Annotated in this window: 8 protein-coding genes; 3 read left to right on the forward strand and 5 right to left on the reverse strand. The window is 71.6% G+C overall.

From position 1 onward, the window contains the following. Positions 1 to 37: 37 nt before the first annotated feature. From ACFVWD_RS38665 to ACFVWD_RS38675, 3 genes are all read left to right on the forward strand, one after another. Positions 38 to 2,836 carry a lysylphosphatidylglycerol synthase domain-containing protein gene (locus ACFVWD_RS38665; RefSeq protein WP_389602679.1) on the forward strand — a complete coding sequence of 933 codons (2,799 nt, stop codon included), beginning with the start codon at positions 38 to 40 and terminating at the stop codon, positions 2,834 to 2,836. A 98-nt stretch (positions 2,837 to 2,934) separates the two neighbouring features. Beyond that, positions 2,935 to 4,479, forward strand: coding sequence for an alpha/beta hydrolase (locus tag ACFVWD_RS38670; RefSeq protein ID WP_389602680.1), 1,545 nt, complete (start codon positions 2,935 to 2,937; stop codon positions 4,477 to 4,479). Positions 4,480 to 4,616: 137 nt separating this feature from the next. Beyond that, positions 4,617 to 6,164, forward strand: coding sequence for an alpha/beta hydrolase (locus tag ACFVWD_RS38675; RefSeq protein ID WP_389602681.1), 1,548 nt, complete (start codon positions 4,617 to 4,619; stop codon positions 6,162 to 6,164). Positions 6,165 to 6,388: 224 nt separating this feature from the next. Here ACFVWD_RS38675 and moeZ read toward each other — a convergent pair whose 3' ends face one another. From moeZ to ACFVWD_RS38700, 5 genes are all read right to left on the reverse strand, one after another. After that, positions 6,389 to 7,567: an adenylyltransferase/sulfurtransferase MoeZ gene (moeZ, locus tag ACFVWD_RS38680; protein WP_054228190.1), complete on the reverse strand. Its 1,179-nt coding sequence runs from the start codon at positions 7,565 to 7,567 to the stop codon at positions 6,389 to 6,391. A 63-nt stretch (positions 7,568 to 7,630) separates the two neighbouring features. Continuing rightward, positions 7,631 to 8,380, reverse strand: a complete 750-nt coding sequence (locus ACFVWD_RS38685) for a spherulation-specific family 4 protein (protein ID WP_389602682.1) — start codon at positions 8,378 to 8,380, stop codon at positions 7,631 to 7,633. Beyond that, positions 8,368 to 9,327: an NAD-dependent epimerase/dehydratase family protein gene (locus tag ACFVWD_RS38690; RefSeq protein WP_389602683.1), complete on the reverse strand. Its 960-nt coding sequence runs from the start codon at positions 9,325 to 9,327 to the stop codon at positions 8,368 to 8,370. Before ACFVWD_RS38690 ends, ACFVWD_RS38685 begins: the two co-directional genes overlap by 13 nt. Positions 9,328 to 9,483: 156 nt before the next feature. Continuing rightward, entirely contained in the window at positions 9,484 to 10,677 is a 1,194-nt protein-coding gene (locus tag ACFVWD_RS38695) for a hypothetical protein (RefSeq protein ID WP_389602684.1), read from the reverse strand. Then, entirely contained in the window at positions 10,677 to 12,428 is a 1,752-nt protein-coding gene (locus tag ACFVWD_RS38700) for a DUF3492 domain-containing protein (protein ID WP_389602685.1), read from the reverse strand. Before ACFVWD_RS38700 ends, ACFVWD_RS38695 begins: the two co-directional genes overlap by 1 nt. Positions 12,429 to 12,577 lie beyond the last annotated feature (149 nt).

The raw sequence follows: 12,577 nt of genomic DNA on the forward strand, positions 1-12,577 counted from the left end.
CGGGCGGTGACTGGTGATACGAGATCAAGAAGAGACGATGAGGCAGCAGGGCGTGCACCCCGAAGACGCGGAGAGCACCTCCGCGGCCTCGTCGCGTCCGGACACCGGCGACACCGACCCGAAGGACTTGGGCGAGGCGGCGGACGAGCCCACGACGACGGTGGACGAAGAACCCGTTCCTGACACCCACGGACGAGCCCAGAAGCGGCTCGATCCGAAGGACGACTGCGGCGACGAGGTCCACAGCGACGAGGTCGAGGGCGACGAACCGCTGCTGCCCGCGCGCGTGCACCGCCCGTCCGATCTGATGCGGCTCATGGTCGGCGTCCTCGCCATCGCCGTCCTGCTGGCCATCGCCGCGTTCGCGCACGGCACCACCTCGGGACTCGAACAGGACATCAACAAGGGCACGGGCCAGGCACCCGATCTACTGATCAAGATCGCGGGTCTGGCGTCGAGCATCGCGATCCTCCTCGTGCCGGTCGCCTTCGCGATCGAGCGGCTGATCAAGCGGGACGGGCTGCGCATCGCCGACGGCGTGCTGGCCGCGGTCCTCGCGCACGGAGTGACACTCGCCACGGACCTGTGGGTCGCCAAGGGCGCCCCGAGCTCCATCCAGGAGGCGCTCACCCAGCCCTCGCCGGGTGACATCCATGCCCTGACCGACCCGGTGCACGGCTATCTGGCGCCGGTCATCGCGTACATGACGGCCGTCGGAATGTCCCGCAGACCGCGCTGGCGCGCGGTGCTGTGGGTGGTGCTGCTCCTCGACGCCTTCTCCATGCTGGTCACCGGCTACACCACGCCGTTCTCGATCATCCTGACGGTGCTGATCGGCTGGAGCGTCGCGTACGGGACGCTGTACGCGGTCGGCTCGCCGAATGTGCGTCCGACCGGGCGGACGCTCATGGCGGGCCTGCGGCACGTCGGCTTCCACCCCGTCAGCGCGGCCCGCGAGGACACGCCCGACACCACGGAGAACGGCGACCGCGGTCGGCGCTACTTCGTCACCCTGGAGGACGGCCCGCCGCTGGACGTCACGGTGGTCGACCGTGAGCAGCAGGCCCAGGGCTTCTTCTACCGCGTGTGGCGGAACCTGACGCTGCGCGGCCTCGCCACCCGTCGCAGTCTCCAGTCGCTGCGCCAGGCCCTGGAGCAGGAGGCGCTCCTCGCGTACGCGGCCATCGCGGCAGGGGCCAACGCCCCGAAGCTGATCGCGACCTCCGAGCTCGGTCCGGACGCCGTGATGCTCGTCTACGAGCACACCGGCGGGCGCACCCTGGACTCGCTGCCCGACGAACTCATCACCGACGATCTCCTGCGCGACACCTGGCACCAGGTGCAGTCCCTGCAGTCGCGACGCATCGCGCACCGCAGGCTCGCGGGTGACGCGATTTTGGTGGATCGTTCCGGCACGGTGATCCTCACCGATCTGCGCGGCGGTGAGATCGCGGCCGGCGATCTGCTGCTGCGCATGGACATCGCCCAGTTGCTGACCACGCTGGGGCTGCGCGTCGGCGCCGAGCGCACGGTGGCATCAGCCGTCGGTGTGCTCGGCCCGGACCCGATCGCCGACTGCCTGCCGCTGCTGCAGCCCATCGCACTGACCCGCTCCACACGCGCGACGCTGCGCAAGCTGGCCCGGGAACGCGCACAGCGCGAACGCGACGCGGTCCTGGAAGCCTCCCGGCAGAACAAGCTGGCCCGCACGGAACAGACCCAGCACGCCGAGACCGCGGTGGAAAAGCCCGGCAAGAAGGCCGTACGCGCGGAACAGCGGGCCGAGAAGCGGGCGATCGACGAGGCACTGGACGAAGCACGCGAGGAGGATCTCCTCACCCAGATCCGCCACCAGGTGCTGCGGATCCGCCCGCAGGCGCCGGTCGAACCGGCCCGCCTGGAGCGGGTGCGGCCGCGCACGCTGATGAGTTTCATCGCCGGTGCCATCGGCGGGTACTTCCTGCTGACGCAGCTCACCCACATCGAGTTCGGGACCCTCTTCGACAACGCCCAGTGGGGCTGGGTGGCCGCGGCCGTGCTGTTCTCCGCGCTGAGCTACTTCGCGGCGGCGATGGCGCTGCTCGGCTTCGTACCGGAGCGGGTGCCGTTCATGCGGGCCGTCGCGGCACAGGTCGCCGGCTCGTTCGTGAAGATTGTGGCGCCCGCCGCGGTCGGCGGTGTCGCCCTCAACACGCGCTTCCTGCAGCGTGCGGGGGTGCGGCCGGGGCTCGCGGTGGCGAGTGTCGGCGCGTCCCAGCTGTTCGGGCTCGGCTGCCACATCCTGATGCTGCTGTCCTTCGGCTATCTGACCGGCACCGAGAAGACGCCGTCCCTGTCGCCCTCCCGCACGGTCATCGCCGGTCTGCTGACGGTCGCCGTACTGGTGCTCGTTGTGACGTCGGTGCCGTTCCTGCGCAAATTCGTCAGCACGCGCGTGAGGTCGCTGTTCGCGGGAGTCGTACCGCGCATGCTCGACGTGCTCCAGCGGCCCCAGAAACTGATCACCGGCATCGGCGGCATGCTGCTGCTGACCGCCTGCTTCGTGATGTGCCTGGACGCGTCGATCCGCGCCTTCGGCCACCAGCAGCCCACCACGCTCAGCCTCGCCAGCGTCGCCGTCGTCTTCCTCGCCGGTAACGCGCTCGGCTCCGCGGCGCCGACCCCCGGCGGCGTCGGCGCGGTCGAGGCGACCCTCACGGTCGGTCTGATCGCCGTGGGGCTCCCCAAGGAGGTCGCCGCCCCCGCGGTGCTGCTGTACCGGCTGCTGACACTGTGGCTTCCGGTGCTTCCGGGCTGGCTGTTCTTCAACCACCTGACCCGCAAGGGCGCCCTCTAGAGCCCCGCGCCGACCCTCTCTCACGAGCCCCCGCGCGCCCTCACCCGCACGGCCCGCGCCCCGAGCGCCCTGCCCCGCACGACCGCAGGATGGGGAGCATGCCGAACCCGTCTCCGCCGCGCGCCGCTGCGCTGGCCCTCTCCTTCGCTGTGCTGTCCGCCGTGCTGGCGGGCTGCGGCGACGACTCGAAGAGCGAGGACCTGCCGGCCCAGAAGCTGAGCTGGAAGGACTGCCCGGCCCCTGCCGAGTCCGAGGGCGGCGGCAACGCCCCCTCTCCCCTGCCGGGCGGCACACAGTGGCAGTGCGCCACCATGAAGGCACCCCTCGACTGGGCCGATCCCAAGGGCGACACCATCGGGATCGCGCTGATCCGGGCGCGGACGAGCGGCGACCAGAGCAAACGCATCGGCTCCCTCATCTTCAACTTCGGCGGCCCCGGCGGCTCCGGCGTCAGCACACTGCCCGCCTTCGGCGAGGACTACGCGAAGCTGCGCACCCGCTACGACCTGGTGAGCTTCGACCCGCGTGGGGTCGGCCGCAGCGCGGGCGTGAAGTGCGAGGACGACAGCCGGCTCGACGTGTTCTTCCAGCAGGACGCCACCCCCGACGACACCGCCGAGCAGAAGAACCTCCTCAGCAACACGAAGACGTTCAACGCGGCCTGCGAGAAGAACTCCGGCCGGACCCTCCCCCATGTGCGCACCACCGACGCGGCCCGCGACATCGACCTCATGCGCCAAGTGCTCGGCGACGCCAAGCTGCACTACTTCGGCATCTCGTACGGCACCGAACTCGGCGGTGTCTACGCCCACTTGTTCCCCAAGAACGTGGGGCGCGCCGTCTTCGACGCGGTCGTCGATCCGACGCAGAACCCGGAACAGAGCGCGCTCGGGCAGGCCAGGGGCTTCCAGCTCGCGCTCGACAACTTCGCCACCGACTGCACCTCGAAGACCGAGCCCTGCCCGATCGGCGACACCCCGCAGGACGTCAAGAACCGCATCGCCAAACTCCTCAAGGACCTGGACAGCAAGCCCATCCCCGGCGTCTTCCCACGCCAGCTCACCCAGACCGAGGCCACCAACGGCATCGCGCAGGCGCTGTACTCCAAGGACTTCTGGGAGTACCTGACGGAGGGCCTGGAGCAGGCGTACAGCGGTGACGGCAAGACACTGATGCTGCTGTCCGACTCGATGAACGGGCGCAACCAGAACGGCCAGTACAGCAACCTCTACGCGGCCAACGTCTCCATCAACTGCGCCGACGAAAAGCCGCGGTACACGATCTCCGACGTGCAAGCCGGGCTGCCGGCGTTCCGGGCCGCCTCACCGCTGTTCGGCGACTTTCTGGCCTGGGGCATGCTCAGCTGCACCAACTGGGCCGTCCCGGGCGCCGCCGACCACCCGGACGTCAGCGCCACCGGTGCGGCGCCGATCCTCGTGGTCGGCAACACCGGCGACCCGGCCACGCCGTACCAGGGCGCGCAGAAGATGGTGGACGCGCTCGGCAAGGGAGTCGGCGTCGAGTTGACCTACAAGGGTCAGGGGCACGGCGCGTACGACAGCGGGAACAAGTGCGTGCACAACGCGGTGAACGGCTATCTGCTGGACGGGACCGTACCGCCCGCGGGAACCGTCTGCGCCTAGAACCAACGCCTTCCGCACCAAGAAAAGTGCAGGTCAAACGGTTATCCACAGGCCTCCGCGGCGTCGGCCGCGGGCGCCTACCATGGCCTGCATGTGATCCGCGACATCCGGCGGACCACGGGCGAGGGGGGAAGTTCATGACGCGTTTCGCACGGTGGACGGCCGCGGCGGCCGCCGCGCTGCTGGTGGCAGGCTGCGGCAGTGGCTCGTCGGGGGACGGCAAGGACGAGGGGAAGAACAGCGGCCGGCCGTCGGCCGGGGCCCCCTCCTCCGGCACCACCTCGGGGCTGCCCGCCTCGCTCACCTCACAGAAGCTCGACTGGGGCCACTGCAAGGGCTCCTCCGCTCCGGGCAGCGGCTGGCAGTGCGCGGCACTCAAGGTGCCGCTGGACTACGCGAAGCCGGACGGCGAGACGATCGGCCTGGCGCTGATCCGCTCGAAGGCGACCGGCGGCCAGAGCAAGCGCATCGGCTCACTCCTGTTCAACTTCGGCGGCCCCGGCGGCTCGGGCGTCGACACGATGCCGTCGTACGAGAGTGCCGTCGGCCCGCTCCACGAGCGCTACGACCTGGTGAGCTGGGACCCGCGCGGCGTCGCCGCCAGCGAGGGCGTGCGCTGTCGCAGCGACAAGGCGATCCAGGCAGCCGAGTCCGTGGACGCCACCCCGGACGACGCGGCCGAGGAGACCGCGTACTTCAAGGACGCCGCCGATTTCGGCAAGGGCTGCGCGAAGGCCGCCGGAAAGCTGCTGTCACACGTCTCCACGACCGACACGGCCCGCGACATGGACCTGATGCGCCAGGTCCTCGGCGACGGGACGATGCACTACCTCGGCTTTTCGTACGGGACCGAACTCGGCGGCGTGTACGCCCACTTGTTCCCCAAGAACGTGGGCCGTCTGGTACTGGACGCCGTCGTCGACCCGAGCGCCGACACGGTCGGCCACGCCAAGAACCAGACCCTGGGCTTCCAGCGCGCCCTGGACGACTACCTCAAGTCCACCGGCCAGAACCCCAAGCAGGGCTCCCAGAAGATCGTGGACCTGCTGAACCGCATCGACGCGAACCCCCTGCCGACGGCCGACGGCCGCAAGCTCACCCAGACGCTGGCGCTCACCGGCATCGTCCTGCCCCTGTACAGCAAGGAGGGCTGGCCCCGTCTGACCAATGCGCTCAAGAGCGCCGAGGACGGTGACGGTTCGGGGCTGCTGGCCCTCGCCGACGGCTACAACGACCGTGATTCCTCGGGGCACTACGGCACGACGACCCACTCCCAACGGGTCATATCGTGCTTGGACGACAAGCAGCGGCCGACTCCCGCGGAGACGAAGAAGCTGCTGCCCGAGTTCGAGAAGATCTCGCCCGTCTTCGGGGACTTCATGGGCTGGGACACCGCGGGTTGGTGCCACGACTGGCCGGTCGCCGGCCAGTACGACAACCCGGAGGTCAGCGCGCCGGGCGCCGCGCCCATCCTGATCGTCGGCAACACCGGCGACCCCGCGACTCCGTACGAGGGCGCCCGCAGAATGGCCGACGAGCTGGGCAAGGGCGTCGGAGTGGAGCTCACCTGGAAGGGCGAGGGCCATGGCGCCTACGGGAGTGGGAGCGAGTGTGTCGACTCCACGGTGAACAGCTATCTGCTGGACGGGACGGTGCCGAAGGACGGGAAGGTCTGCGCGTCGTAGTGGCGGGTGCGGCGGACGGGCGCGGGCCTGTACCCGGGCCCACCCGGCCGGCGAGCCCCCGGCCGACGAGCGACCAGTCGGCGAGCGCCCAGCCGGCGAAGACCCCACGCACGGACGCACAGCCGTCGAACCCCCGGCCCGCGAGGGACCGGCCAACGGAAAGGGGCCCGGCACGCGCGGTGCCGAGCCCCTCCCGAAAAGCCGTACGCCTGGTACACCGACTCCTAGTAGACCGGCTTCTCCGGCTCGATCTGGTTGACCCAGCCGATCACGCCGCCGCCGACGTGCACCGCGTCCGAGAAGCCCGCGGACTTCAGCACGGCGAGGACCTCCGCGCTGCGGACGCCCGTCTTGCAGTGCAGGACGATCTTCTTGTCCTGCGGAAGGGTCTCCAGGGCGGTGCCCATGAGGAACTCGTTCTTCGGGATCAGCTTGGCGCCGGGGATCGAGACGATCTCGTACTCGTTGATCTCGCGGACGTCGATGATCTCGATGTTCTCGCCGTCGTCGATCCACTCCTTGAGCTGCTTGGGAGTGATCGTCGAGCCGGCCGCCGCCTCCTGGGCCTCCTCGGACACGACACCGCAGAAGGCCTCGTAGTCGATGAGCTCGGTCACGGTGGGGTTCTCGCCGCAGACGGCGCAGTCGGGGTCCTTGCGGACCTTGACCTGGCGGTACTGCATCTCGAGGGCGTCGTAGATCATCAGGCGGCCGACGAGCGGCTCACCGATGCCCGCGAGCAGCTTGATCGCCTCGTTGACCTGGATGGAGCCGATGGACGCGCACAGCACGCCCAGCACGCCGCCCTCGGCGCAGGAGGGGACCATGCCCGGCGGCGGGGGCTCCGGGTAGAGGCAGCGGTAGCAGGGACCGTGCTCGGACCAGAAGACGGAGGCCTGGCCGTCGAAGCGGTAGATGGAGCCCCATACGTACGGCTTGTTGAGCAGGACGCACGCGTCGTTGACCAGGTAGCGGGTCGCGAAGTTGTCCGTACCGTCGACGATCAGGTCGTACTGGCTGAAGATGTCCATCACGTTCTCGGCCTCGAGCCGCTCTTCGTGAAGGACCACATTCACGTACGGGTTGATGCCCAGCACGGAGTCACGGGCCGACTGGGCCTTGGAGCGGCCGATGTCCGCCTGACTGTGGATGATCTGCCGCTGCAGGTTCGACTCGTCGACCTCGTCGAACTCCACGATGCCGAGCGTGCCCACGCCCGCGGCGGCCAGGTACATCAGCGCCGGCGATCCGAGGCCGCCGGCGCCCACACACAGCACCTTGGCGTTCTTCAGCCGCTTCTGCCCGTCCATGCCCACGTCGGGGATGATCAGGTGGCGGGAGTACCTGCGGACCTCGTCTACGGTGAGCTCAGCAGCTGGCTCAACCAGGGGTGGCAGCGACACGGGGACTCCGTTGGTCGGTCAATCACTACGGTTGTTCTCCCCGTAACACTGCCACGCCCTTCTTCATTCCGAGACACCCGTTCCGATCCGCGAGACGATTTCGTCCCAGTAGCCGGGCATCGTCTCCCACGGGTCGGCCCGTCCACCGTGATCCGTGCGGTCGGTGAAGTAGATCGTGGCGGCGCCCTGCCAGCGTGCGATGCGCAGCGCCTCGTCGAGATGGCCGCGCGGTATCCCGTGCACGAAGTGGCAGAAGCGCTCGGGCGGATAGTCGGCGGTCCACTCGGCCACCTGCGACCAGCGGTAGTCGCTCCAGGTACCGGAGAAGGTCACCAGCTGGTCGGCGCTTTCGGCATAGCCGGGGTAGGGGTGGGTGCCGTGGCCGAGGACGAGGTGCGCGTCGTCGAGGAGCGTGCGCAGCGTGGTGGCCGCCCGGCGGACCTCGGGGAGCGCGGCGCGCTCGGTGGGGCAGCGGTGCAGGAGGAACCCGCCGACCCGGTACCAGTCGAGATACCGGTGTGCGTCGGAGATCACCTCGGCGAAGGCGCGTGCGCCGTACGTCACGTCCAGGTGTCCCAGGACGCGCACGCCCGCGTTGCGGAGTCGGCCGGCGGCCTCCAGGCAGTGCGGGTCGGGGCGGATGCCGGGACCGTTGGCCACGTTCAGGACGGCCCAGTGCACGGGGGTGCCGGGGCGGGTGAGTTCCCCCCACTCGGCCGGAGCGACGAGGGGGTGCGCATAGCCGGGGACGCCGAGGCCGACCCTTAAGTCCGTGCTCGCCATGCCCGTCGCGGCGCTGGTCAGATACGACATGCCGCCTCCATCCAGATATCGGCGAGGGATTCCTCGAGGTTGATCCGGGGCCGCCAGCCGAGCCGGTCGCGCGCGGTGCGCACATCGGCCTGCTGCCAGCTGCCGCAGCCGTCCGGGTAGGGGTATGCGACCGGCGCCCCGTGATCCGGTTCGGTGCGGGGGTGGCCGATGGGCGACCTCATGGGTCCGGGCGGGCCGTCGAGTTCGTGCAGCGTGCCCCCGTAGCCGGCCACACGGGCGAGGACGGCGGCGGCGTCGCGCAGACGGACGGCGCGGCCCGAGCCGATGTTGATGACGCCTTGCGCGGCGGAGAGCGAGGCGGCGTGCACGGCGCGGGCGACATCGCGGACATCGATGAAGTCGCGCTGGACGCCGAGTCCGCCGAGTTTGAGTTCGCCGTCGCCGGACTGCATGGCGCGGCGCAGGGCCTCGGCGAGGCGGCCGAGCGGGGATCCGGCGGGGGTGCCGGGGCCCGCGGGCGAGAAGACGCGCAGGACGACGGCGTCGAGTCCGGAGCCGAGGACCAGTTCGGTGGCGGCGAGCTTGCTGACGCCGTACGGGCCGCCGGGGCGCGGTACGGCGTCCTCGGCCGTGGAGGAGCCGGGCTGGCTGGGCCCGTACTCGGCGCCGCAGCCGATCTGCACCAGGCGGGCGCCGCAGCCGCTGCGGCGCAGGGCCTCGCAGACGGTGGCGACGGCGACGGTGTTGTGCCGGGTCAGTTCGCGGGCGCCGCCGCGGGTGGCGCCCGCGCAGTTGATGACGACCCCGGGGTGTACCGCGTCCAGGAAGCGGGTGAGGGCGCCGGGGCTGCCCGAGGCGAGGTCGAACCGTACGTCGGCGTCGTCGCCCCGGCCGAGCGCGGTGAGCTGCACGGCCGGATCGGCGAGCAGTCTGTCGGCGACGAAACGGCCGAGGTATCCGTTGGCTCCGATCAGCAGGACTCTCATCGGGCGGCTCCCGGGGCGGATTCTCCGGTTCGGGAGGTGATCATCTGGCGTTCTCCTTCGGGGTGGTGCCGTGGGTCGGACAGAGCGCCCGCGGTGTCGGCCCCGCGGGAGGGTGCGCCCGGCACGAGGGCTGGACCCTCGGGCGCCGGTCGCGGCTCATGGCGTCCCGCCCGGTGTGGCGTGGGCCGAGGCCCGGGTCAGGGTGCGGGTCGCGTGGATCAGGAGGACGAGCGCGGCCGCGCCGCACACCAGGGCCGGGACGGCGCCCGGACCCCAGGCGCCGGCGATGGTCTCGACGGGGGTGGCGACGAACGAGCAGCCGGGCAGGCGGGCCGCGAAGACCGTGGTGAGGGCGGTCACTTCGGCCGCGCCCGCGGCGCCGAGGACGACGGCCGGGGCGTGGGTGAAGCCGCGCGTCGTGAGCAGGCGCGCGAGCAGCAGCAGCGCGCCGAGGGCGCCTGCTCCGGCGTACGCGCTGGGCCCGTTGTAGGCACCGGGCTCGCTCGGCGCCTCCCGGCACAGTGCGAGCAGCCCGCCCAGGGCGCAGAGGAACAGGGCGAACACCCCCAGGAGCAGGGGCCGTACGGAGGCGGCGAACTCCTCCAGGCCTCGGCTCGCGGTCAGTTTGCGGCGGGCGCCCGCGGTGAAGAGGTGGGCGCACCAGGCCGCGGGCGCGCACGCCAGGGCGAGGGCCAGCACGGGTGCGGTGGCCGGGGGCCAGGGGCCGTCGGGGCCGCCTTCGATGCCGACGCTCAGCAGTCCGTCACCGAGCAGGGCGTACGCGATCAGCCAGCAGGTCCAGGCACGGGTGCCGCTCGTCGTGCGGTGCGTGGTGCTGAGGGGACCTCGGCGCAGCGCGGCGCGCAGGCCGAGCGTCACGGCGAGGGTGCCGGCGGCGGCGACCGCGAGGCGCGGCTGCCCCTCGGTGAGCCGCAGCCCGGCCACGGTCGCCGCGTACAGGGCGCCCGGCAGCAGGGAGAGCACGGCCCAGTCGGCGCGCGCGCCAGGGTGTTCGGGGGCCTCGGGCCGCGGCGCCGCGTCCGAGTCGCGGGCGACACGCGCGTACATCTCCTCGGCGAGCGAGAAGACGTCCCGGTGCCGGAACCGTACGGCGGTGCGGTCGGTCACCCCGTGCGCCTCCAGGCCCGCCGCGATCTCCAGGGGGTCGACGGCGCGCTCGCAGAGTTCACGATGCCGGTGCATCAGCGCCTTCACGGGGTCCACGGCGCCGCGGCGACCACCGCGGAGGGATGTGCGCGCGCCCCCCGGGTCGCCGCCGGAGTCGCCCCCCGGGTCACCCCCGGCGTCGCCGCGTGCACCGCCCGAGCCGTCCCGTACGAGTTCGCTCATCACGCGCCCTCCCCCGCGGACAGCGGAGCTGTGGCGCGCACCGGTGCCCCCGCCGCCCAGCGCGGGCGTCCCGTGGCCATGAGGCGGGCCTCGGTCCACCGGCCGGGTACGTGGGCCTCGGCCGGCACGCCGAACGGCAGGGGGTCTCCCGCGTCGTCCACGACGAGCCGCCGGACCGGGGAACGCGAGACGATCTCCAGGTAAATGCCGTGAAATGCCGCGATGTTCTGCTCGACCGTGAAGAGTTCGAGGGCTCGCGCGCGGGCCGCCGCGCCCAGGCGTGCACGCCGTTCGGGGTCGCGCAGCAGCGCCACGCACCCCTCGGCGAGCGCCCGCGGATTACGCGGCGGCACCACCAGCCCCGTACCGCCGATGACTTCGACGACCGCGCCGACGTCCGTGGACACGGTGGCTCGGCCGCAGAACATGGCCTCGACCAGGCTGATCGGGAAGCCTTCGACGACGCTCGAGAGGACGACCACGGCGCCGGACGCGTACGCCTCCGCGAGGCTCGGGACCTCCGGGTCGCCGATCTCCTCGAAGGACACCGGGTTGTCGCCGACCGCGTGCAAGCCCTCCGCCTCGTCGGGGAAGAGCTGGGCGGCCAGCGCTTTGCAGTGAGCCAGGTACAGCGCGCCCTCCGGACCGTCGGCGGGTGCGCCGACGATCCGCAGCCGGGTCTTCGGTGCCTCCTTGCGGACCTCGGCGAAGGAGTGCAGCAGTGAGATCAGGTCCTTGGCCGGCTCGATGCGGCCTACCCAGACCAGGGTGTCCGGCTCCGCGCATCCGGAACCGTCGGCCCGCTCGCCCACCTCCGCGAAGCGGGCGGCCTCCATGCCGGGGTAGACGGTGCGCAGTTTGGCGCGGTCGGCGCCGCAGCGCTCCTGCCAGCGGCGCGCGTGGGTGTTGCCGGGCGTGATAAGCGCGGCCCGGCGGTAGACCTCGGCGGCCAGCGCGCCGCGGAAGGCGGCGAGCAGCGCCCGTACCGCGGGGGACTCCTCGGCGGCGGAGGAGGCGAGGTAGTGCGCCCGCAACTGCACGCCGTACTCCGTGACCAGCAGCGGCACCCCGGCGAAGTGCAGGGCGAGCAGGCCGGGCAGGGCGGCCTCGCCACCGGCCGCCGCGTGACAGAGGTCGACCGAGCCGAGCCCGTCGTCCCCGTACCAGTCCAGCGAGAGGGGGCGCAGGGCGCGCTCGATGTGAGCGGCGACGGACAGCAGGTCGGGCACGCGCGCGGTACGCGCGGCACGCAGTGCGCCGGGCGCACGACAGGCGCGCTCCAGCACGCGCACGGCCCCCTCGGCGCGCAGCGCCCCGACCAGCCCGCCCTCGTCGCGGGCCAGTTCCGCGAGCCCGTACAGCGCACTGCCGAAACGGTCCGCCTCCACAGCGCCAGGGGCCTCCACACCGTCGGAGGCCTCCACACCGCCCGGGGCCTCCGAGCCGTCGAGGATCGCCGGTGCGGCACACACCGTCGCCACCAGTTCCCCGAAGCACTCGGCGAACCGCCGGCGCGCTCGTCGCCCGTGTACCACGCCGTCGTCCTCGGCCGTCCACAGCGGAGCCGTCCGGACCCGGCTGACCTGCGGCGGCAGCTGGATCCAGCCCTCGTCCTCCTGCCGCTCGCTGCGGCTGAGCGCGTAGATGTCGAACTCGTGCTGCCCGAGCCCGCGCACGAGCCGGTCGCACCAGAGTCTGGCGTCACCGCTCACATACGGATAGCCACCCTCCGTAAGCAGTCCGATGCGCACCAGTGCACCCCCGATCTCCCTATGGGGAGCCGCCGTTGACCCGGCGGCTCGCAGCGGGAAGAACGTATGCGTACATGGCGGTGGGGGGGGGGGGGGCGGGGGGTGGAGGGGGCCCGAACAGACGTACAAGGTTAAGGGATGTATGGTAA

This window comes from Streptomyces sp. NPDC058086 (assembly GCF_042885015.1).
Taxonomy (GTDB): domain Bacteria; phylum Actinomycetota; class Actinomycetes; order Streptomycetales; family Streptomycetaceae; genus Streptomyces.

Coding starts and splice junctions, on each gene's coding strand:
- ACFVWD_RS38665 (WP_389602679.1), top strand. CDS start 38: ATGAGGCAGCAGGGCGTGCACCCCGAAGACGCGGAGAGCACCTCCGCG.
- ACFVWD_RS38670 (WP_389602680.1), top strand. CDS start 2,935: ATGCCGAACCCGTCTCCGCCGCGCGCCGCTGCGCTGGCCCTCTCCTTC.
- ACFVWD_RS38675 (WP_389602681.1), top strand. CDS start 4,617: ATGACGCGTTTCGCACGGTGGACGGCCGCGGCGGCCGCCGCGCTGCTG.
- ACFVWD_RS38685 (WP_389602682.1), bottom strand. CDS start 8,380: ATGTCGTATCTGACCAGCGCCGCGACGGGCATGGCGAGCACGGACTTA.
- ACFVWD_RS38690 (WP_389602683.1), bottom strand. CDS start 9,327: ATGAGAGTCCTGCTGATCGGAGCCAACGGATACCTCGGCCGTTTCGTC.
- ACFVWD_RS38695 (WP_389602684.1), bottom strand. CDS start 10,677: ATGAGCGAACTCGTACGGGACGGCTCGGGCGGTGCACGCGGCGACGCC.